The 20,266-nt window shown below is 73.1% G+C and carries 17 protein-coding genes and 1 pseudogene; 6 read left to right on the top strand and 12 right to left on the bottom strand.

Annotated elements, in window-relative coordinates; all coding sequences use genetic code 11:
* Positions 1–230: 230 nt before the first annotated feature.
* The gene (locus K4G64_RS29725) at positions 231–1,907 is read left to right on the top strand and encodes a SulP family inorganic anion transporter (RefSeq protein ID WP_221759051.1); all 1,677 of its coding nucleotides are present in this window, start codon (positions 231–233) and stop codon (positions 1,905–1,907) included.
* An 80-nt stretch (positions 1,908–1,987) separates the two neighbouring features.
* Here the strand turns inward: K4G64_RS29725 and K4G64_RS29720 are convergent, their stop codons facing one another.
* A complete protein-coding gene (locus K4G64_RS29720; protein ID WP_221759049.1) occupies positions 1,988–2,416 on the bottom strand; it encodes a peptidase inhibitor family I36 protein in 429 nt (142 codons plus the stop codon).
* Between K4G64_RS29720 and K4G64_RS40610 the strand changes: the two are divergent.
* Positions 2,415–3,800, top strand: a pseudogene (locus tag K4G64_RS40610) (helix-turn-helix domain-containing protein); the annotation flags it as partial. The gene K4G64_RS29720 and the pseudogene K4G64_RS40610 overlap by 2 nt on opposite strands.
* A 359-nt stretch (positions 3,801–4,159) precedes the next feature.
* Here K4G64_RS40610 and K4G64_RS29705 read toward each other — a convergent pair.
* From K4G64_RS29705 to K4G64_RS29685, 5 genes are all read right to left on the bottom strand, one after another.
* Complete coding sequence (locus tag K4G64_RS29705; RefSeq protein WP_221759048.1) at positions 4,160–4,927, bottom strand: SDR family NAD(P)-dependent oxidoreductase; 768 nt, start codon at positions 4,925–4,927, stop codon at positions 4,160–4,162.
* 77 nt (positions 4,928–5,004) lie between these two features.
* Positions 5,005–5,589 (bottom strand): TetR/AcrR family transcriptional regulator, encoded by a 585-nt coding sequence (locus K4G64_RS29700; RefSeq protein ID WP_221759047.1) that lies wholly within the window; start codon positions 5,587–5,589, stop codon positions 5,005–5,007.
* A gap of 46 nt (positions 5,590–5,635) precedes the next feature.
* A complete protein-coding gene (gene nirD / locus K4G64_RS29695) occupies positions 5,636–5,986 on the bottom strand; it encodes a nitrite reductase small subunit NirD (protein WP_221759046.1) in 351 nt (116 codons plus the stop codon).
* The gene (nirB, locus tag K4G64_RS29690; RefSeq protein ID WP_221759045.1) at positions 5,983–8,601 is read right to left on the bottom strand and encodes a nitrite reductase large subunit NirB; all 2,619 of its coding nucleotides are present in this window, start codon (positions 8,599–8,601) and stop codon (positions 5,983–5,985) included. Before nirB ends, nirD begins: the two co-directional genes overlap by 4 nt.
* Positions 8,601–9,818, bottom strand: coding sequence for an NAD(P)/FAD-dependent oxidoreductase (locus K4G64_RS29685; RefSeq protein WP_221759044.1), 1,218 nt, complete (start codon positions 9,816–9,818; stop codon positions 8,601–8,603). Before K4G64_RS29685 ends, nirB begins: the two co-directional genes overlap by 1 nt.
* Positions 9,819–10,274: 456 nt before the next feature.
* On the opposite strand from K4G64_RS29685, the gene K4G64_RS29680 reads away from it, so the two are divergent.
* A complete protein-coding gene (locus tag K4G64_RS29680) occupies positions 10,275–11,057 on the top strand; it encodes a TSUP family transporter (RefSeq protein ID WP_221759043.1) in 783 nt (260 codons plus the stop codon).
* Here the strand turns inward: K4G64_RS29680 and K4G64_RS29675 are convergent.
* On the bottom strand, positions 11,054–11,974 hold the full coding sequence (locus K4G64_RS29675; protein WP_221759042.1) for an NAD(P)-dependent oxidoreductase: 921 nt from the start codon (positions 11,972–11,974) through the stop codon (positions 11,054–11,056). The two genes, K4G64_RS29680 and K4G64_RS29675, sit on opposite strands and share 4 nt — an antisense overlap.
* Before the next feature lie 104 nt (positions 11,975–12,078).
* On the opposite strand from K4G64_RS29675, the gene K4G64_RS29670 reads away from it, so the two are divergent.
* Positions 12,079–12,471, top strand: coding sequence for a helix-turn-helix domain-containing protein (locus K4G64_RS29670; RefSeq protein ID WP_221759041.1), 393 nt, complete (start codon positions 12,079–12,081; stop codon positions 12,469–12,471).
* Here the strand turns inward: K4G64_RS29670 and K4G64_RS29665 are convergent.
* Both K4G64_RS29665 and K4G64_RS29660 read right to left on the bottom strand, forming a co-directional pair.
* Positions 12,409–13,014, bottom strand: coding sequence for a class F sortase (locus K4G64_RS29665; RefSeq protein WP_221759050.1), 606 nt, complete (start codon positions 13,012–13,014; stop codon positions 12,409–12,411). The two genes, K4G64_RS29670 and K4G64_RS29665, sit on opposite strands and share 63 nt — an antisense overlap.
* 164 nt (positions 13,015–13,178) lie before the next feature.
* On the bottom strand, positions 13,179–13,700 hold the full coding sequence (locus K4G64_RS29660; protein ID WP_221759040.1) for a hypothetical protein: 522 nt from the start codon (positions 13,698–13,700) through the stop codon (positions 13,179–13,181).
* 271 nt (positions 13,701–13,971) lie between these two features.
* On the opposite strand from K4G64_RS29660, the gene K4G64_RS29655 reads away from it, so the two are divergent.
* Positions 13,972–14,580, top strand: coding sequence for an NADPH-dependent FMN reductase (locus K4G64_RS29655; protein ID WP_221759039.1), 609 nt, complete (start codon positions 13,972–13,974; stop codon positions 14,578–14,580).
* A 33-nt stretch (positions 14,581–14,613) separates the two neighbouring features.
* Here the strand turns inward: K4G64_RS29655 and K4G64_RS29650 are convergent, their stop codons facing one another.
* Positions 14,614–15,030 (bottom strand): gamma-glutamylcyclotransferase family protein, encoded by a 417-nt coding sequence (locus K4G64_RS29650; RefSeq protein ID WP_221759038.1) that lies wholly within the window; start codon positions 15,028–15,030, stop codon positions 14,614–14,616.
* A gap of 139 nt (positions 15,031–15,169) precedes the next feature.
* Here K4G64_RS29650 and K4G64_RS29645 point away from each other — a divergent pair, with 139 nt between their 5' ends.
* Complete coding sequence (locus K4G64_RS29645; protein WP_221759037.1) at positions 15,170–16,816, top strand: M4 family metallopeptidase; 1,647 nt, start codon at positions 15,170–15,172, stop codon at positions 16,814–16,816.
* A 3-nt stretch (positions 16,817–16,819) separates the two neighbouring features.
* Here K4G64_RS29645 and K4G64_RS29640 read toward each other — a convergent pair whose 3' ends face one another.
* Positions 16,820–19,129, bottom strand: coding sequence for a molybdopterin oxidoreductase family protein (locus K4G64_RS29640; RefSeq protein ID WP_221759036.1), 2,310 nt, complete (start codon positions 19,127–19,129; stop codon positions 16,820–16,822).
* A 177-nt stretch (positions 19,130–19,306) separates the two neighbouring features.
* Positions 19,307–20,005 carry a vancomycin high temperature exclusion protein gene (locus K4G64_RS29635; protein ID WP_221759035.1) on the bottom strand — a complete coding sequence of 233 codons (699 nt, stop codon included), beginning with the start codon at positions 20,003–20,005 and terminating at the stop codon, positions 19,307–19,309.
* Positions 20,006–20,266 lie beyond the last annotated feature (261 nt).

Genomic DNA, 20,266 nt, shown 5'->3' with positions numbered 1-20,266 from the left:
GGTCGGCACAAGGGGGGCGCTCGACCCGCGGAACGGGCGGGAACCCCCCGGGTGGTCCGCGCACGGGCCGTGCGGGCGGTGGTGCCCTGGGCGGGTTGATCCGCGGAGCCTTGAGCAGCGCCAAGGGCCTGGGGGGCAAGGGCCTCGGCGGCACGGACCTGCGTGGCGAGGTGCCCGGCGGTGAGGATCTCCGTGGTGAGGTGCCCGGCGCGAGCCCGGGTGGCAAGGGCATCGGCGGAAAGGGTCTCGGTGGCAAGGCGGGGGTCAAGGGGGATCTCGCCACCGACATCACCGCCTCCCTCGTCGTCTTCCTGGTCGCCCTGCCGCTGTGCATCGGTGTCGCCGTCGCCTCCGGCGTCCCCGCCGAACTGGGGATCATCTCCGGGGTGATCGGGGGTCTGGTCGTGGGCGCGGTCCGGGGCAGCACGCTCCAGGTCAGCGGCCCGGCCGCCGGCCTCGCCGCGCTGGTCGCGGAGACCGTCGCCGAGGTCGGCGTGGCCATGCTCGGCGTGATCGTGCTGTTCGCCGGCCTCCTCCAGATCGTCCTGGGGCTGGTCCGGCTCGGGCGGATGTTCCAGGCCATCTCTGTCGCCGTGGTCCAGGGCATGCTCGCCGGCATCGGTGTGCCGCTGATGTTCAGCCAGGCCTATCCGATGGCCGACGCCAAGGCCCCCGGTACCGCGCTGGAGAACATGGCCGGCATCCCCGGGCTGCTGGCCGGAGTCCTGACGAACCCGCAGGCGATGATCGCCACCCTGCTCGGCGTCGCCACGATCGTGCTCAGCTTCGTGTGGAAGAAGGTGCCCGGGCCGGCCGGGAAGATCCCCGCCGCGCTGGTCGCCGTGGGCATCGGCATGGTCGTCGCCGCGCTGCCCGGCGTGGACGTGAAGACGCTCCAGGTGGGCAACCTGCTCAGCTCCGTTCAAGTGCCGGGCGCCGCCCAGTTCGCCGCGCTCGCCGACGGGACGATCATCACCGCGATCCTCACCTTCACGGTCATCGCGTCCGCGGAGAGCCTGTTCACGGCCGCTGCCGTGGACCGGATGCACAGCGGTCCGCGCACCCGCTACAACACCGAGCTGATCGCCCAGGGCGCGGGCAACACCGTCGCGGGCATCCTCGGCGCGCTCCCCATCACCGCGGTGGTGGCGCGCAGTTCGGCGAACGTCCAGGCCGGGGCCAAGACCCGGCTCTCGCGCACCCTGCACGGCCTGTGGCTGCTGCTGTTCGCGCTGCTGCTGCCGCAGGTGCTCGCGCTGATCCCGATCTCCGTGCTCGCCGGCGTCCTCGTGCACAGCGGCTGGAAGCTCTTCGGGCCCGCCGAGTTCCCGAAGATGTGGCGGCAGGACCGGGGCGAGTTCGCGGTGATGACGCTGACGATGCTGGTCATCGTGGCAACCGCGCTGCTGGAGGGCGTGCTGTTCGGTCTCGCCGCGGGGATCGTGCTGGCCGCGCTGCGCATGTCGCAGACCGTGATCCGCCAGCACGTGGAGCAGGACACTGCGAAGGTCGTCATGGCGGGCAACGCCACGTTCCTGCGGCTGCCGAAGGTCATCGACGCGCTGGAGGCGGCCGCCGCGTCCGGGAAGCCGCGGATCCGGCTCGACCTGACCGGCGTGACCCACCTGGACCACGCCTGCCGACAGCAGGTCGAGGAGTTCACCGCCCAGCAGCGGGGGCTCGGGCTGCGGGTGGAGCTGCTGATGCCGGGGGAGGCGAAGCCGGCCGGTTCCGTGCCGTCCGTCTTCGAGGCTCCGGCGACGGCGCCGCTGCCCAGGCGCCCGGTCCCCCCGGCGGAGGAAGCCGCGGCGGAACCGCCGCCCTGGCCCCCCGCGGACGCCGAGTGGTTCTACCTCGACACGCGGCCCCTCCCGGAGGAGCACACGCGCTCACCCCTCGTGGGCTGACCCGCCCGCGTGGGACATGCCGAGGTGGCGTGCACGCCCGAGCGGGTGTGCACGCCACCTCGTTCGTGCCGGGCGCCAGGTCAGCCGCAGCTGCCCGAGATCCACCGGTGGGAGCGGACCTTGTACGTACCGGCCAGGTTGCCCCCGTGCTGCTGGCGGGTGCAGCCGACGCGGTCGGAGTAGTTGGCACCCCGGTAGTAGGCGACGCCGGTGGAGCTGCTGGTGCCGGCGTTCCACACCGACTTCACGTTGGTCGTGGCGGCCCAGGAACACCGGACGGCACCGCTCTGCCAGTCGGGGTCGGCCACGTCCCACGCGCACTTGCTGCCGGTGAAGTTGGCTCCGGTCCAGAAGCAGATGTGCCCGGACGCGCAGTCCACCGCGGCGGGCGCGGCCGGGGCCGCCGACGCGGAGCTCGGCACGGCCAGGGCGGTGACGGCGGCGGCGCTGACGGTGAGAACCGCGAGCAGCGAGTTCGTACGAGAGTGCCGGCGTACGGAAAGGCGCATGAGCCTGGTCTCCTCGGAGGTCGGGACGGTGGAGCGGACGGCCCGACGCTGGCAAGGCACGACCGGGCCGGGCAAGGACGCGGGGGCCGTCTGGGATGCCGGGACGGCGTCCCGGCGCCTGCCTGGCGCGTTCCGGAACCGTTGGGACGGCCATGGGACGCCTTTGGTGGCACAGTGGCGGCACGAGACGCCCGACCAGCGTCCGTTGGGGATTCCCGAGGGGGGAATGGCGTTGTCCGCATGCCCTGAAACGGAGCGGTTCGCCGCGCTGTTGCGTTCACTCAAGAGCCGGTCCGGACTGAGTTACGAGGCCCTCGCCAGGAAGTCCGGCCTGGCGGGCTCGACCCTGCACCGCTACTGCCGTGGTACGTCGGTGCCGCAGGACTACGGCAGCGTGCACCGGCTGGCCACGGTCTGCGGCGCGACCCCGGACGAACTGCGCACCCTGCACCGCTTGTGGGCCCTGGCCGACGCGGCGCGGGCCGCCGCCGCGGCAGCCAGTGCGGGTGCGGGTACCGGGGCCGGTCCCGCGGCCGGTGTCGGCTCCGGTGCCGGTGCAGGTGACAGCTCCCCAGCCGGTGCCGGTGTCGGCTCCGCGGCCGGTGCGGAGGAAGAGGAGGACGACCGAGCTGAATCCGAGGCCGCGGGGCGGGCGGGCGCCACGGACGCGGCCCTGGGCCGGACCGCCGGGCCTGACACGTATTCGGCCTTGGGCGGGACCGCCGCGCCCGCCACGGATTCGTCCCTGGGCCGAACCGACGGGCCCGCCATGGACGCGGCCCCCGGCCGGGCCGCCGAGGCTTCCACCGATTCGGCCTCGGGCCGGGACACCGTGCCCGCCCCGGAATCGACCTCGGGCCGGGACGCCGAACCCACCAGGGAATCGGACCCGGGCCGAAGCACCGAACCCGCCACGGAATCGCACCCGGGCCGGGACGCCGAACCCACCACGGAATCGCACCCGGACCGGGTCACCGCGCCCACCAAGGACGCCACCCCCGGCCGGCACGCGGGCCCGGGCGTCGAGCCGAGCCCACGCGCCGCCGGGTCGTCGCGGCTGCGCCGGCTGCGCACCTCCGTCGTCACCGCCGCGGTTGTCGCCGCCGTCAGTGTCTGCGCCTGGGCGCTGACGAGCGGCCGGTCACCCTCCGGCGGCGGAGGGCGCGGCACCGGCGAGGACCGGCCGTTGTTCTCGGCCAACTGCTCGCCCGTGATCGCGATGGGCCAGCACGACGAGTGCGTGCGGGAGGTACAACGCCTGCTGCACGCCAAGGGCGCGGACATCGGCGTGGACGGGGACTTCGGGCCGCAGACCCTGCGCCGTGTCACGGCCTTCCAGGTGCTCGCCGGACTCCAGCCCAACGGAGTCGTCGGGGAGCCCACGAAGAAGGCGCTGTACACCTCGCGGGTGCGGATGGCCGTGTGGTCGCCGCAGAAGGTGCGGCAACGGGTCCGGGACGTGTTCCCCGAGGTGCCGGACAAGGCGGTGGCCATCGCCGACTGCCAGTCCTTCCTCGACCCGCTGCACATCCTCCCCAACACCAACGGCACCCGGAACTGGGGCCTGTTCCAGATCTCCGACGCCCGGCTGCGCGAGCTGGGCGGCACACCGCGCGAGGCCCTGGACCCCGAGTGGAACATCCGGGCGGCCCGCACGCTGTGGAGCCGGGACCGCGACTTCGGCGACTGGCCCCACTGCGAACGCGCCGCCGACGCCCCCCGCTCCCCGGCGCCCCGGCCCGCTCAGGCCGTGGAGCCGCCGTCCACCACCAGGTCGGTGCCCACGACGGACGCCGCGTCGTCCGAGGCCAGGTACAGCACAGCGGCCGCGATCTCCTCGACCGTCGAGACGCGGCCGACCGGCACCGCGGTCCGCATCCGCTCCGCGCGACCGGCCTCCGTCTCGCCCGGCTTGAAGGACATGGAGGTGGCGCTGGCGCCCGGCGAGACGGCGTTGATGCGGACACCCTCGGCGATGTGGTCCAGGGCGGCGCCGCGGGTGAGGACCGAAACGGCCGCCTTCGTGGCGCCGTAGGCGGTCATGCCGGGGATGCGGCCGTGGACGCCGATGCAGGAGGCGATGTTGACGATGGCACCGCCGTCCGGCTGGGTGCGCATCCGGCGCACCTCGGCCTGGAGGGCGAGCAGCACGCCGGTGACGTTGATGTCGAGCATCCGGCGCCAGGCGTCCTCGGGGACGTCCGCGGCGGGCTGCCCGCCGGCCTCCAGGACGCCCGCGTTGTTCACCGCGACGTCCAGGGAGCCGAAGCGGTCCACGGCGGCGTCGACCAGGGCCTGAAGGTCGTCGGCCCGGGTCACGTCGGCGGTGACGGCCAGGGCCTTGCCGCCCGCTTCCTCGATCAGCGTCACGGTCTCGTCGAGCGGCCCCCTGCGTCGTCCCGCGACGACGACGTGCGCGCCCTCCGCCGCGAAGGCGAGGGCGGTGGCACGTCCGATGCCGGAACCCGCGCCGGTGACGAGGGCGGTCCTGCCGGTGAAGCGATGCGTCATGATCTCCCCTGAGGATTTTCTTGACCGATCGGTCCAGTATTCGGGCGTGAAGAAGGGCACCCCTTGGGGTGCCCGTCTCAGTCGAGCAGTGCCAGGGCCTGCTCCGCGGCGTCTCGCGCCCGGCCCGGGTCCGCCGACGCCTTGCCGACGACCCGCAGCCCCTGCATCAGGACCAGCAGCATGCGGGCCAGGGTGCGCGGATCGCGGCCCTCGCCCAGCTCCCCTTGCGCCTGCGCGCGGACCAGGGCCGACCGCAGCAGGGTCTCCAGCTGGTCCCAGCTGTGCTCCACGCGGCGGCACGCGGCGGTGTCGTGCGGGGCCAGTTCGGCGGCCGTGTTCACGACGAAACAGCCGGTCAGCCGGCGGTCGTCGGCCGTGGACTCGGCGGCGAAGCGGCGCACCACCGCCCGTACGGCGGGCAGCGCCGGCCCCGGCAGCGACAGTTCGCGCAGCAGCTGCGGGTCGCACGACTGCTGATAGCGGTCCAGCGCCTTCAGGTACAGCTCGTGCTTGCTGCCGAAGGTCGCGTAGATGCTGGCGCGCCCCACACCCAGGTGTGCGACGAGGTCGGACATCGACGTCGCCTCGTAGCCGCGCCGCCAGAACAGCTCGAGAGCTGCCTGGAGCGCGGCGTCCGGATCGAACTCCTTGGTCCTGGCCACGCGCCGTAGCCTAGGTCTGTCAAGAACGATCGGTCAAGAAAGGCTGCTACGAGACGCGCACCTTGTACGCCGTCACCCGTACCGTCTCGTCGTCCAGGCACTCGCCCGACGCCAGGTCGAAGCGCTGCTTGAGGAGGGGGGAGGCGACGAAGGGGCGGCCCTTGTGGGTGCCCGTGAGGCCTCGGGAGAGGACGGCCGCGCCGGTGAAGGGGTCGCGGTTGTCGATGGCGAACAGGTCGCCGGAGCGGTCGCGGAAGATCGCGGCCTGCCGGCCGTCCGGCAGCAGTGCGGCCACCCCGCGGCCCGGCAGCAGCGCGCTCAGGTCGCAGACCGTGAACCAGTCGTCGTCCAGGGCGAGTTCGATCTTGAGGTCGGTGGTCTCGAGTGCCAGGGTCATCGCTGGGCGCTTCCTTCCAGTACGTCAGCGGCGGGTCGCATGCCGATGGACAGCAGCGGCAGGTCGGGCTTCATCTGGTCGCGCTCGGGCACGAAGGCGACGACGGGGTCCGGGGTGTCCGGCGCGTTCACGAAGGACACGAACCGGGCCAGCTTCTCCGGGTCGTTGACGGTCTCCGCCCACTCGTCGCGGTAGTGCGCGACATGCGCCCGCATCAGCTGCTCCAGTTCGTCGCAGATGCCGAGCGAGTCGTGGACGACGACGTCCCGCACGTGGTCGAGACCGCCGGGGATCCGCTCTAGCCACGTCGACGTGCGCTCCAGGCGGTCGGCGGTGCGGATGTAGAACATCAGGAACCGGTCGATCAGCCGGACCAGTTCGGCGTCCGACAGGTCTTGGGCGAGCAGGTCCGCGTGCCGCGGGGTCGCGCCGCCGTTGCCGCCGACGTAGAGGTTCCAGCCGTTGGCCGTGGCAATCACGCCGAAGTCCTTCGACTGCGCCTCGGCGCACTCGCGCTGGCAGCCGGAGACCGCCGACTTGAGCTTGTGCGGCGACCTGAGCCCCCGGTAGCGCAGCTCCAGGTCGATCGCCATCCGGACGGAGTCCTGGACGCCGTAGCGGCACCAGGTCTGGCCGACGCAGGACTTCACCGTGCGCAGTGACTTGCCGTAGGCGTGGCCGGACTCGAAGCCGGCGTCCACCAGCCGGGCCCAGATCAGCGGCAGTTGCTCGACGCGGGCGCCGAACATGTCGATCCGCTGACCGCCGGTGATCTTCGTGTAGAGGCCGAAGTCGCGGGCGATCTCGCCGATCACGATCAGCTTCTCCGGGGCGATCTCGCCGCCGGGGATCCGCGGGACGACCGAGTACGAGCCGTTCTTCTGCAGGTTGGCCAGGAAGTGGTCGTTGGTGTCCTGGAGGGCCGCCTGCTCGCCGTCCAGGACGTAGCCGCTCGCGCCGATCGTCGGGGCGAGGGAGGCGATGATCGAGCCGACGGCCGGCTTGCAGATCTCGCAGCCGTCCCCGCCCCGGGCCTCCTCGCGGCCGTGCTGGTCCAGCAGGTCCTGGTAGGTGGTGATGCGCAGGGCGTGGACGATCTCGTAGAGCTCCTCGCGGGTCTGCCCGAAGCAGCCGCACAGGCCCTTGTCGACCTCGACGCCGCTCGCCTCCAGCTCGGCGTTGACGAGCTGGCCGAGGACCTTGACGCAGGAGCCGCAGCCGGTGCCGGCCTTGGTGCACTTCTTCACCTCGGGCACGGTCGTGCACTGGTGGTCGGTGACCGCGCCGCGGATCGTGCCCTTGGAGACGTTGTGGCAGGAGCAGACGATCGCCTCGTCCGGCAGCGCGGACGGGCCGAGCTGCACGGACTCCCCGGCGCCCGCGGGCAGCACCAGCGACTCGGGCGAGACCGGCGGGACCGAGCCGGTGAAGGCCTTCAGCGTGCCGTACGCCTCCGCGTCGCCGACCAGGATGCCGCCGAGCAGCGTGCCGTCCCGGCCGATGACCAGCTTCTTGTACAGGCCCGCGCGGGAGTCGGAGTAGACGACGTCCAGGCAGTCCTCGGCGGTGCCGTGCGCGTCACCGAAGGACGCCACGTCCACGCCGAGCAGCTTCAGCTTGGTGGACAGGTCGGCGCCCGTGAAGGACGCCTCGTCGGAGGCGATCGTGGCCGCGGCCGTCTCGGCCTGCTCGTAACCGGGGGCCACCAGGCCGTACACCCGGCCGTCGGAGGCCAGCGCGCACTCGCCGATCGCGAAGACGTGCGGGTCGGCGACCGTACGGCACTGCTCGTCGACGGTGATGCCGCCGCGCTCCCCGACCGTCAGACCGCAGTCGCGGGCCAGCTGGTCGCGGGGGCGCACACCGGCGGAGAACACCACCATGTCGGCGGCGAGTTCGGAACCGTCGGAGAGCTTCATGCCGGTGACGGCGCCCTCGGCGTCGACCAGGATCTCCTGCGTGCCCACGCCCGTGTGGACGCTCAGGCCCATCTCCTCGATGGTGCGCAGCAGCGCGGCACCGCCGCCGTCGTCCACCTGGACGGGCATCAGCCGGGGCGCGAACTCCACGATGTGCGAGGTGAGTCCGAGGCCCTTCAGCGCCCCGGCGGCCTCCAGCCCGAGCAGCCCGCCGCCGACCACGGCACCCACCTTGGCCTTCGACTTCGCGTACTCCTCGATCGCCAGGAGGTCCTCGATCGTGCGGTAGACGAAACAGCCCTCGGCGTCCTTGCCCGGGACCGGCGGGACGAAGGGGTAGGAGCCGGTGGCGAGGACCAGGGTGTCGTAGGCGAAGACCTCACCGGACCGGGCGGTGACCTCGCGGGCCTCGCGGTCGACGGACACCGCCGGGTCGCCGACGCGCAGCTCGATGCCGTGCGCGGCGATGAACTCCATGTCCGTCATGGAGAGGTCCTCGGGCGTCTTCCCCGAGAAGTACGAGGTGAGGGCGACGCGGTCGTACGCCGGGCGCGGCTCCTCGCAGAGCACGACCACGCGGTGCGTGGCGGTCAGGCCGCGCTCGGCGAGCGCCTCGAGGAAGCGCTGGCCGACCATGCCGTGGCCGACGAGCACGATCGTGGGGGTGGCCTCCGTGGCCTCCGGGGTGGCGGTCATCAGGAGCCTCCATCGTTGGTGAGCAGGTGGAGCAGCGGGCCGCCGTCGGAGGGGAGCGGCTCTGCTCCCTCCCAGGCGCGGGCGAGCGCGCCGACGGTGCCGAGTTCGCCGACGAGGACCCCGCCGACCAGGCGGTCGTCGCGGACGACGACCTTGCGGTAGGTGCCGCGGGTGGCGTCGGCGAGCTGGACGACGTCGTCGCCCGGGAGGGCCTCGGTCTCGCCGAACGCGGCGAGGTCGAAGGGGCTGTCGTGCCCGTTGAGCGTGAGCCGCGTCAGAGAACGCGTGCCGGTGTACCGGGCGGTGGCGTCACCGGCAAGCAACTCGGCCAGCGCGTCGGCCTGTTCGAGTGCCGGAGTGGCGAGTCCGTACACCGTGCCGTGGTGCTGGACGCAGTCCCCGAGGGCGTGGATGTGCGGGTCGGAGGTGCGCAGCTCGTCGTCGACGACGATGCCCTTGCGCACCTCCAGGCCGGCCGCCTGCGCCAGACCCACCCGCGGGTGGACCCCGCAGGCCAGGACCACGAGGTCGGCGTCGAGGGCGTATCCGTCGGCCATCTCCACCGAGCGGACCGCGCCGCCGACGCAGCGCACGTCCCGGACGCGCAGGTCGGTGTGCACCTCGACGCCGAGGTCGGTGAGGTGACGCCGGACCAGCTTCGAGGCGGCCGGGTCGAGCTGGCGCTCCATCAGCCGCTCGGACTGCTGGGCGAGTACGACCTGCGCGCCGCGCAGTGCGAGGGCGCGGGCGGCGGAGACCCCGAGGAGCCCGCCGCCGATCACGACCGCCTTCGCGCCCGGCCGGACCGCCTTGGACAGCCCCAGGCAGTCGTCCATGGTGCGGAACGCGTGCACGCCCTCGGGCAGTTGGTGGTTCTCGGTGAACAGACCGCGCAGGGGCGGCAGCACGGGGTTGGATCCGGTGGCCAGGACGAGCGTGTCGTATGCGATCACCGAGCCGTCCGCGCACCGCACGGTGCGCGCCGCGCGGTCGATTCCGGTGACCCGGCCGCGCGTCAGTGCCGCGGGCGTCGGCAGGGCGATCACCTCGGGGCTGTACCGTCCGGCCAGCACCTCGGCGAGCAGCACCCGGTTGTAGGGCCGGTGCTCCTCCTCGCCGATCAGCAGCGCGGGCGTGCCGAGCTCACCGAGCCGCCGGGCGAGCCGTACGCCCGCGAGGCCGGTGCCGATCACCACCACACGCTCATTCGAGGTCATGCCCTTGAGCGTGCGGTGCCGGTGTTACCCGGCAGCATCACCTCTGTTTCCCGCGGGGAACGCTGCCCTCAGCGGGCGGGGGCGCCGGGTGTGAGACTTCCTGAGGTGCGAAGACGGCGGGCTGTGAGGGGTTCTGCGGCGCGGTGACGGTGGTGGGTGAGGGTCCCCGCGGTGTTCGGCGGTGCGGTGTTGGCGGGCTGCGGGTCGGCGCCCCGCGACGCGGCGATGGCGGGCCGGACGGATCCCCGTAGTGTTCCGCGACGCGGCGATGGCGGGCCGGAGCGACCCCCGCAGTGCTCCGCGACGCGACGCGGCGATCGCGCGCTGGAGTGGGACCCCCGCAGTCTTCCGCGCCCCGGTGGCGACCGCGGCCGTGAGGGATCCCGCAGCGCGACGCCCGTGGGCTGTGAGGGGCGTCGCAGAGGCGGCGTACCGGCCTCGCATAGGGTCGCGATCATGCCCGACATATCGCTGACCATGATCGTCCTGCTCTGCGTCGCGGCCCTCGCCGCCGGCTGGATCGACGCCGTGGTCGGCGGGGGCGGCCTCCTGCTGCTGCCCGTGCTGCTGCTCGGACTGCCCGCGAACACACCCGCCGCGCACGCGCTCGGCACCAACAAGGCCGTCGCCATCGTCGGCACCACCGGCGCGGCCGTGACGTACGCCCGCAAGGCTCCCGTGGACGTCCGCACCGCCGTCCGCATCGGGCTGGCCGCCCTGGCCGGATCCTCGGCCGGGGCGTTCTTCGCGGCCGGGATGAGCACCGAGGTCCTCAAGCCGGTGATCATGGTGGTGCTGCTGGGGGTGGCCGCCTTCGTGATCCTGCGGCCCGCCTTCGGCACGGCCCCCGCGACCGGCCCGGCCACCCGCCGCCGGATCCTCGCGGCGATCGGCCTGGCCGGCCTCGGCATCGGCTTCTACGACGGGCTCATCGGCCCCGGCACCGGCACGTTCCTGGTCCTCGCTCTCACCGCGATCCTGCACCTCGACCTCGTCACGGCCTCGGCCACCGCCAAGATCGTCAACTGCTGCACCAACGCGGGCGCCCTCGCCACCTTCGCCTGGCAGGGCGCGGTCCTGTGGCAGCTGGCCGCCCTGATGGCCGTCTTCAACCTGGCCGGCGGCACGCTCGGCGCCCACACCGCCCTCAAGCAGGGCAGCGGCTTCGTCCGCGTCGTCCTGCTGACGGTCGTCTTCGCCCTGGTGGGGAACCTGGCGTACGAACAGTGGCTGGCCTAGCGCCCCCGCACGTCCAGCAACTCCACCATCCCCGTCCCGTCCTCGGCCCCGTGCCCCAGGGCGAGCCACCGCTCCATCAGCTCCATGTACGGCGTCAGCAGCTCCGGGCTTACCCGCTGCTCCTCGGCCGTGCGCAGCAAGGTGGCGTTGCCCGCGACCTGCATCGCGAGGTTGGAGACGACATCGCGGGTGTAGTCGCCGCTCTGCAGCTGTTCGGCGCTCTGGTGCGCGGCCGGGGCCATCGCCGTCAGCCAGTCCGCGAGGAGCGGCGCGAAGTCCTTCGGCGCGATGTCCTCCTGGCGGATCAGCGCGAAGGCGTGGGTGATGCCCGCGAACATGCCGCTCATCGCGCTCAGCAGCGCCACGTCGTGCAGCGCGGCGAACCCCGGGTCGGCTCCGACGAAGCGGGTGCCGGCCGGGACGCCGAGGGTGTCGCGGTGCTCCTCGAACAGCTCGGGGGAGCCGCTGTAGAAGACGTAGCCGCCGGAGTCCGGGGCACCGATCATGGGCGGGACGGCCATGATCCCGGCGTCCAGGAAGCGCGCGCCGCGCGCCTCGGCCCAGGCGGCCCGCGCCCGTCCCTCGGCGGGGGTGCCGGTGGTGAGGTTCACCAGGTCCCGCCCGGCGAGATCGGCGCCGTCGAGGGCCTCGCCCACGGAGGCGTCGTCCAGGAGGCAGACGATCACCAGGCGGTTCGCCGCCACGGCGTCGGCGGCGTTCGCGGCGACCGTGGCGCCCTCGGCGGCGAGGGGATCGGTCCGGGCGGCGGTGCGGTTCCAGACGGTCACCTCGTGCCCGGCGGCGAGCCACACGCGGGCGAGGGCGGTGCCCATGGCGCCGGTGCCGAGAAGGGTGAGAGGGGTCGAAGGAGTGAGAGGGGTGAGGGGAGTGCGGGGAGCAACCGCGTTGTCTGTCATGGCGTTTAGGCTCGTCACGGGGGAGCGCCTGCTCAAGTACGCACTTGCAAGTGGGTGGTTACCCCGGGGGAAGGGTCCAGGCAGCGCAAGGGGAGGGGCGGGGCATGGGGACGACCGGACGGCGGCCGGGGGCGTACGTGTGCGGGATCGACGCGGCGATGGACGTGATCGGCGGCAAGTGGAAGGTGCTGATCCTCTGGGCGCTGAACGAGCGGCCGTGCCGCTTCGGTGAACTGCGCCGCGAACTGCCGGGCGTCACCGAGAAGGTGCTCGCCTCGCACCTGCGGGAGATGGAGGCCGACGGCCTGGTGCACCGGGAGGCGTACGACGAGGTGCCGCCGCGGGTGGAGTACTCGCTGACGCCCCGGGGCGTGTCCCTGAACGAGGCGCTGGAGCCGCTGGGGGCCTGGGGGCGGACCCATGTCCTGGGCGTGTCACCGGCTGCCGGTCAGGTGCGCGAAGACGACGACGTTCCCCTGGTACCCGGTGCCGCGTGAGTACCCGCCGCCGCAGGTGATGACCCGCAGTTCGGGGCGGCGGGCAGGGCCGTAGACCTTCTCGTCGGGGAAGTCCTTCGCGGCGTACACCTCCACGGCGTCCACGGTGAACACCGCGACGCCGCCGTCCCGCCGGTCCACCTCGATGGTGCCGCCGCGGGCCAGGGCGCCGAGGTCGTAGAAGACGGCGGGGCCGTCGGCGTTGTCGACGTGGCCGGCGACGATCGCCGTGCCCCGCTCCCCTGGGGTGGTGCCGGCCTCGTACCAGCCGGCGAGGTTCTCGTCCGCCGCGGGCGGTACGTCGAGGCTGCCGGTCTTCGTCAGACCGAGCCCGGTCAGCGGGGCGTTCACACCGATCGCCGGGATGTGGATGCGGTCGGGCGGCGAGGGCGGCAGCGCGGGCACGGCGGGCCGCTCCCCGGCCCGGCCGTCCAGCCCGGCCCGGGCCTGCGCGGCGGAGGGCTGCGGCGGGGCGTGTGTCCCGGCACCGTCGCGCAGCAGCCACACCCCCGAGCACAGGGCGAACACCGTGACGGCGGCCATGGCCGCGTTCGCGGGATCGCGGAGGCCGTTGCCGAACCTGGGGACCTTGCGCACACCCACCCCTTCCTGAGCTTCGACCCCGTACCCCCTCCGGGCCGCGAGGGGCGTCGGACCCGGAGGGGGAGGGACATGCGGTACCGGCGACGGACAGCGGAGGGTGTCCGTCAGATCCCGTCGCCTCTCGCCCGGCGATGCAGGAGCCAGGTACCGCCCGCGGCGGCGACGGCGAGGGCCGCCACGCCGGCCGCGGTCTGCACGGGGTCGGGGCCCAGAGCGCCGCCGACCCCCGTCTTCACGCTCCCCCGTGGATGCACCTGCCCGCGCATCGGCGTCAGCGTGACCACCAGGTCCCCGGTGGTCCGCCGGCCGCTGCCGCCGCAGGTGGCGGTGATCTCGTACGTCCCCGGCTGCGCGCTCGGCGGCACCTTGAACCGCCCGGTCGCGTCCTGCCCGTGCGCGTCCGGCGCCAGGCTGAGGGAACCGGCCCCGACCGCGCTGGCGTCACCCGTCGCCGAGCCGCCGTCGCCGCAGGCCGCCGTGCGCACCGTGACCTGACCGCCGGGCACGACCGAGGCGGGGGACACCTCCAGGCCACCGGCGGACGCGCCGTACGCGGGAGCGGCGGCGAGAGCCGCGGCGGCGACGGCGAGCGCGATGCCGGTCAGCGGCCGGGCGGTACGTCGCATCGGTGCTCCCCCTTCGAGCGGGTCGGTCATGCGCCTGCCCCTCCGAGGTAACGGGCAGCAGGACGGGCGCGCCCTCTGAGGGGGCGTCAGAATTGGGGTGAATGGGTGTCAGGAGGAGGTGTACCGGTGGCTTCTCGCGGTCGTTTTGGCAGGTCACGGGCGTTCGGAGGGCAGGGTGCGGAAATGCGCGGGGTGCGCGTGTGAACGGGTGACCCGGCGTCACGCCTCGCCGCTTGACCTCAAGGATGGTTGAGGTACGAGGCTGTGCCGCATGAACACAACCGCCACCGCACCTGCCGCTGCCGCGGCCGACCCCCTCCGCCTGACCCTCGTCGTGGGCAGCAACCGGCACGGCCGCTTCGGCCCCGTCGTCGCGGACTGGCTCCTCGGCCGCATCCGGGACCGGGACGACCTGGTCGCCGAGGTCGTGGACGTCGCCGAGACCGCCCTTCCCATGTCCCTCGAACCGACCCCGGAGGCGACCGCCGCGCTGTCCCGCATCACCCCGAAGCTGGCCCGCGCGGACGCCTTCGTGGTCCTCACCCCCGAGTACAACCACTCCTTCCCGGCGGGCCTGAAGAACCTCGTCGACTGGCACTTCACGGAATGGCAGGCCAAGCCCGTCGGTCTGGTCTCCTACGGTGGTCTGTCCGGGGGCCTGCGTGCGGTGGAGCACCTGCGTCAGGTCTTCGCGGAGCTCCATGCCGTGACGGTCCGCGACACCGTCTCCTTCCACAACGCCGGTGCCTCCTTCGACGACCGGGGCGCCCTGCGCGACCCGTCCGGACCGGACGCGGCGGCGAAGACCATGCTGGACCAACTGGTGTGGTGGGGAAGCGCGTTGCGGGAGGCCCGGGCGAACCGGCCGTACGGGGGCTGAACCCGCTTCGGCACGCCTTTCACACCTCGCCTTTCACACCCGCGCCCGCCAGTCCCCGCCCGCGATCGCCCGCCCCCGGGCCCGCAGCCGTGCGGCGACGGCGGGCGCGGCCAGGTACACCCAGGCCGGCACGGCCACCCCGTCGGCCTCCCGTACGACCCGCCGCTCGACGCGCACATACAGACTGCGCGGATCCCCCGGCACGTACTCCTCCAGCCGGTCCAGCTCGGCGAGCAGCCCCTCGTACGCCTCCGGCAGCGCGGTGACCAGCTCCCCGCCGACCACGCCGCCGCCCGGCTCCTCGACCGCGTACGGGTAGCCCGGTCCCTCGTACAGCACCGTGTCCGCGAGCCTGCTCGGCTCCTCGGAGCGGGTGCGGCCGCGCAGGAAGAGGTCGTGGTTGACCTCCCCGGGGCGGAGGGTGCCGTAGACGAAGAAGGGGAGGGTCACAGGAACGATTCTCCACCCTCACACACCTCCACAGTGTGGCTATGGACATGCCATGTCCGTGCCGCCTTAACTCGCGGTCAACATCAACGCCGCACCCGGTCGACCCCACGCGACCGGGTGCGCCCGTATGAGGAGACCGATGAGTCGGATACGTCATGTCCGCGGTTCCCGTCTCGCCCTCGCCGGAGTGGCCGTCACCGGCACCACCGCCCTGCTGGCCGCCGTTCTCTCCCCGGCCGCCGGCGCGGCTGACCTGCCGACCAGGTCGGCCGCGGTCGAGGACGCGGAGGCGGTGCTCGCGGACCGGGCCGGAGCCCTGGGCCTCACCTCGGCCCAGGAGACGAAGGTCCGGGACGTCGTCGTCGACGATGACGGCACCCGGCACGTCCGCTACGACCGCACCTACCACCGGCTCCCGGTCCTCGGCGGGGACTTCGTCCTCCACCTGAACCCGGACGGCACGTACCGCGGCACGAGCCGGGCGACGAAGTCGACGCTCTCCCTGGCGAGCGTCACCCCGAAGGTGACCGCCCCCAAGGCCGCCGACCTCGCGGCGAACCTGCTGCGCGCGGCCCACCTCGGCGAGACCCTGAAGAGGCTGACCGCCAAGCCGCGGCTGGTCGTCGACGCCCTGCACGGAGCCCCGAAGCTGGCCTGGCAGACCGACGCGGTGGCCCACGACGAACGCGGCAACCCCGTCGGGCGCACGGTCCTGACCGACGCGACGACCGGCGCCCGGATCGACGCCTGGGACTCCCTGGAGTCGGCGTCGGGCGACGGCAAGTCCCTCTATGGCGGCACGGTCCCGCTGGAGACGACGGCGTCCGGCTCGTCGTACCAGCTCAAGGACGCGACGCGCGGCGGCACGTACACCGGCGACGCCGAGAACAAGACGGACAAGTGCCTGCTGACCATCTGCCTGACCCGCGCCCCCGCGACGCTCTTCACGGACGCCGACAACCAGTGGGGGACGGGCGCGACGGCCGACCGGTCCACGGTGGCGGTGGACGCCCAGTACGGCACGGACGTCACCTGGGACTACTTCAAACAGGTCCACGGCCGCAGCGGCATCGCCGGCGACGGCAAGGGCTCCTTCAACCGCGTCCACTACGGCAAGGACTACAACAACGCCTTCTGGGACGACAACTGCTTCTGCATGACCTACGGCGACGGCGACGGCAAGCTGATGGGCCCGCTGGTGTCACTGGACGTCGCCGGGCACGAGATGTCCCACGGCGTGACGTCGAAGACGGCCGCGCTGACCTACTCGGGCGAGTCCGGCGGCCTCAACGAGGCCACGTCGGACGTGTTCGGCACGCTGGTGGAGTTCCACGCGGCCAACGCCGAGGACCGGGGCGACTGGCTCATCGGCGAGAAGGTCGTCCGCTCCGGCCTCGGCCGCGAGGCCCTGCGCTTCATGGACAAGCCGTCCAAGGACGGCAAGTCGGCGGACTGCTGGAACGCGAAGCTCGGCGACCTCGACGTGCACTACTCCTCCGGCGTCGGCAACCACTTCGCCTACCTGCTCGCGGAGGGCAGCGGCACCAAGTCCCTCAACGGCGTCGCCTACAACTCCCCGACCTGCGACGGCTCCACGGTGACCGGCATCGGCCGGGCCAAGCTGGGCAAGATCTGGTACCGGGCGCTGACGGTCTACATGACGTCCTCGACGAACTACGCGGCCGCGCGCACGGCGACCCTGAGCGCGGCGAAGGATCTCTACGGCGCCGACAGCACCGAACAGAAGGCGGTCGCGGCGGCCTGGAAGGCCGTCGCCGTGAGCTGACCGCTACGTCTCGACGGTCTCCAGCCGCACCGCGCACGCCTTGAACTCCGGCATCCGGGAGGTCGGGTCGAGCGCGGGGTTGGTGAGGGTGTTGGCGCGGCCCTCGCCCGGCCAGTGGAAGGGCATGAAGACGGTGTCGGGCCGGATGGCGTCCGTGATCCTCGCGGGCGCCACGGCCCGGCCCCGCCGCGACACGACGGCCACCGGGTCCCCCTCGGCGGCCCCCAACCGGGCGGCCAGCCTCGGATGCAGCTCCACGAACGGCCCGGGCGCGGCGGCGTTCAGCTCCGCCACCCGCCGGGTCTGCGCCCCGGACTGGTACTGCGCCACCACCCGCCCGGTGGTCAGCAGCACCGGGTACTCGTCGTCGGGTTCCTCGGCGGTCGCCCGGTGCGAGACGGGGACGAAGCGGGCGCGGCCGTCGGGCGTGGCGAAACGGTCGAGGAACAGGCGGGGCGTGCCGGGGTGAACCGGTGCCGGCCCGTCCGCCGCGACGGCCGGGCGGCCCGACGCGCTCCCTCGCGCGCCAGGGCCACCCGCCGCGCCTTCGGGCTCGGCCGGTTCTGCCGGCAGGGGCCGCTCGGCCGGGCCGGGCGCCGGGTCCACCCCGGACTCCGTCACGGCGGAACGACCCCCCTGGCCATCCGCACCGGACGGGCTCCCCGGCCCTTCCGGACTTCCCGGACCCGCCGCCTCTTCCACCGCTTCCGCCGGACAGGGCCAGAACACCCCGTCCTCCTCCGCCAGCCTCCGGTACGTGATCCCCGAGTAGTCCGCCGCCCCGCCCGCGGACGCCCGGCGCAGTTCCTCGAAGACCTCCTCCGGGTCCGTCGGGAAGCCCTTCTCCACGCCCAGGCGGGCGGCGAGTTCGTGCAGCACCTCCAGGTCGCTGCGGATGCCGTCCGGCGGGGTGACCGCCCGGCGCCGCAACAGCACCCTGCCCTCCAGGTTCGTCGTCGTGCCCGTCTCCTCGGCCCACTGCGTGACCGGCAGGACCACGTCGGCGAGCGCCGCCGTCTCCGAGAGCACCACGTCGCAGACCGCCAGGAAGTCCAGTGACCGGATGCGCTCCTCGATGTGCGCGGCACGCGGCGCGGACACCACCGGGTTGGACGCCATCAGCAGCAGGGACTTGATGTCCGTGCCCAGCGCGTCCAGCAGCTCGTACGCACTGCGCCCCGGCCCGGGCAGGCTGTCCGGGTCGACGCCCCACACCTCGGCGACATGGGCCCGCGCGGCCGGGTCGTCGAGCTTGCGGTAGCCCGGCAACTGGTCGGCCTTCTGGCCGTGTTCACGCCCGCCCTGCCCGTTGCCCTGCCCGGTCAGACAGCCGTACCCGGACAGCGGGCGGCCCGCCCGGCCGGTCGCCAGGCAGAGGTTGATCCACGCGCCCACCGTGTCGGTGCCCTTGGACTGCTGCTCGGGCCCGCGCGCGGTGAGCACCATCGCCGACTCCGGCTCGCAGAACAGCCGTACGGTCTCCCGGAGTTGTGGAACGGACACCCCCGTGATCCGCTCCACGTACTCCGGCCAGTGCGCCATCGCCGCGGCCCGGGCCTCCTCCCAGCCGACCGTGCGTTCCCCGACGTAGTCCTCGTCCACCCGGCCCTCGGCGATCACCAGGTGCAGCAGGCCCAGGGCGAGGGCCAGGTCCGTGCCCGGCCGGGGCGCGAGGTGCAGGTCCGCCTGCTCGGCGGTCTTCGTGCGGCGCGGGTCGATGACGATCAGCGTGCCGCCGTTCTCCCTCAGCTCGGTGAAGAACCGCAGCGACGGCGGCATGGTCTCCGCGAGGTTCGACCCGACGAGGATCACACAGCCGGACTTCGGGATGTCCTCCAGCGGGAACGGCAGCCCCCGGTCGAGTCCGAACGCCTTGATGCCGGCGGCCGCCGCCGACGACATGCAGAAGCGGCCGTTGTAGTCGATCTGGGACGTGCCGAGCACGACCCGCGCGAACTTGCCGAGCGTGTACGCCTTCTCGTTCGTCAGCCCGCCCCCGCCGAACACCCCGAGCGCGTCCGGCCCGTACTGCGCGCGCGTGCGTCCCAGCCCCGCGGCGATCCGGTCCAGCGCCTCGTCCCAGGAGGCGGGCACCAGCGTGCCGCCCTCGTCCCGCACCAACGGGGAGGTCAGCCGCACGCCGGGCGCGAGCACCGCCGCCGCCGTCCGGCCCTTGCCGCACAGGGCGCCCCGGTTCACCGGGAAGTCCGCGCGCTCGCTCACCTCGACGGTCCCGTCCGGCGCGGGCGTCAGGTTCATCCCGCACTGCAGGGCGCAGTACGGGCAGTGCGTGGGCGTCACGGTGCTCTGCATACCGTTCAGCGTGCGTCGGCCGTGTTACGCCCGGGACGGTTCCCTGTTACGCGGCCGGGACGGCATCCTCCCCGCCGCCGGCCCACCCGCGTGAGGCGGCAACCCGCCGCCCTGGCGGTTGCGAGCCGGCGATGATGTGCGACCTGGTCGTCTTCCACAGACGCTGACGGCGGCCGGCTAGCGGAGAGGGTCTTCGGCCGCCGCCAGGGCCCTCTCCACACCCGGCTCCCGCGGCCCGAGGAACCGCGGGTCCGGCCGGAACACCGCGTCCAGTGCGGCCTTCCCGGCGGCGAAGATCTCCCGGGTGCCCCCGTAGTACCAGGTCGCGTCGTGCACGGCGTCCACCCCGACCCCGTACGACGCGACCCCCGCCGCCTCGCACAGCGCCACCGCCCGCCGGATGTGGAAGCCCTGGCTGATCAGCACGGCCTCGTCCACCCCGAAGATCTTCTTCGCGCGCACGCACGAGTCCCAGGTGTCGAACCCCGCGTAGTCGCTGACGATCCGTCCGTCGGGCACCCCGTGCCGGGTCAGGTACCCGCGCATCGCGTCCGGCTCGTCGTAGTCCTCACGGCTGTTGTCCCCGGTGACGAGCACCACCTCCACCCGCCCCTGCCGGTACAGCTTCGCCGCCGCGTCCAGCCGGTGCGCGAGGTACGGCGAGGGCTCGCCGTCCCACAGCCCGGCACCGAACACCACGGCCACATCGGTACGCGGCACATCCGCCGTCGTACGCAGCCGGTCACCCGCCACGGTGTACATCCACGTCGCCGGGAGCAGCGCGAGCACGCACCCCGCCATCACGGCCTGCACCAGCCTCCGCTGCCCCCGCCGGGTACGCGGCAGCCGCGGTCTGCGCAACGTCACACGACGCATCGGACAGTCCCTCCCCAGGTCGGCTCCTCGACAGTCAGGGACGTCCTCCCGGGCCGCCCGGTTCATCCGCAGCCGCGTGACCAGCTTCACTCGATTCGCCGAAACCGCAGGTCACACCCCCTCACACACTCCTGTGCCGGATCGTGAACCGCTGGAAAACACCCGTGACGCCCAGGCAACGGGTGTTTTCCAGCGGTTCACGATCCGGCACAGGAGTGTGTGAGGGGGTGTGACCTGCGGTTTCGGCGAATCGAGTGAAGC

Source organism: Streptomyces sp. WAC04114, assembly GCF_019733245.1.
Classification (GTDB): domain Bacteria; phylum Actinomycetota; class Actinomycetes; order Streptomycetales; family Streptomycetaceae; genus Streptomyces; species Streptomyces massasporeus_A.
Note: the sequence above shows the minus strand (reverse complement) of the source record. Positions and strands in the feature narration are given on the sequence as shown.

What these genes read in the sequence shown, in the direction of transcription:
- K4G64_RS29680 (WP_221759043.1), top strand. Translation starts at nt 10,275, where the DNA reads ATGCCCGACATATCGCTGACCATGATCGTCCTGCTCTGCGTCGCGGCC.
- K4G64_RS29670 (WP_221759041.1), top strand. Translation starts at nt 12,079, where the DNA reads ATGGGGACGACCGGACGGCGGCCGGGGGCGTACGTGTGCGGGATCGAC.
- K4G64_RS29685 (WP_221759044.1), bottom strand. Translation starts at nt 9,818, where the DNA reads ATGACCTCGAATGAGCGTGTGGTGGTGATCGGCACCGGCCTCGCGGGC.
- K4G64_RS29635 (WP_221759035.1), bottom strand. Translation starts at nt 20,005, where the DNA reads ATGCGTCGTGTGACGTTGCGCAGACCGCGGCTGCCGCGTACCCGGCGG.
- nirB (WP_221759045.1), bottom strand. Translation starts at nt 8,601, where the DNA reads ATGACCGCCACCCCGGAGGCCACGGAGGCCACCCCCACGATCGTGCTC.
- K4G64_RS29660 (WP_221759040.1), bottom strand. Translation starts at nt 13,700, where the DNA reads ATGCGACGTACCGCCCGGCCGCTGACCGGCATCGCGCTCGCCGTCGCC.
- nirD (WP_221759046.1), bottom strand. Translation starts at nt 5,986, where the DNA reads ATGACCCTGGCACTCGAGACCACCGACCTCAAGATCGAACTCGCCCTG.
- K4G64_RS29640 (WP_221759036.1), bottom strand. Translation starts at nt 19,129, where the DNA reads ATGCAGAGCACCGTGACGCCCACGCACTGCCCGTACTGCGCCCTGCAG.
- K4G64_RS29720 (WP_221759049.1), bottom strand. Translation starts at nt 2,416, where the DNA reads ATGCGCCTTTCCGTACGCCGGCACTCTCGTACGAACTCGCTGCTCGCG.
- K4G64_RS29655 (WP_221759039.1), top strand. Translation starts at nt 13,972, where the DNA reads ATGAACACAACCGCCACCGCACCTGCCGCTGCCGCGGCCGACCCCCTC.
- K4G64_RS29705 (WP_221759048.1), bottom strand. Translation starts at nt 4,927, where the DNA reads ATGACGCATCGCTTCACCGGCAGGACCGCCCTCGTCACCGGCGCGGGT.
- K4G64_RS29675 (WP_221759042.1), bottom strand. Translation starts at nt 11,974, where the DNA reads ATGACAGACAACGCGGTTGCTCCCCGCACTCCCCTCACCCCTCTCACT.
- K4G64_RS29665 (WP_221759050.1), bottom strand. Translation starts at nt 13,014, where the DNA reads ATGGCCGCCGTCACGGTGTTCGCCCTGTGCTCGGGGGTGTGGCTGCTG.
- K4G64_RS29645 (WP_221759037.1), top strand. Translation starts at nt 15,170, where the DNA reads ATGAGTCGGATACGTCATGTCCGCGGTTCCCGTCTCGCCCTCGCCGGA.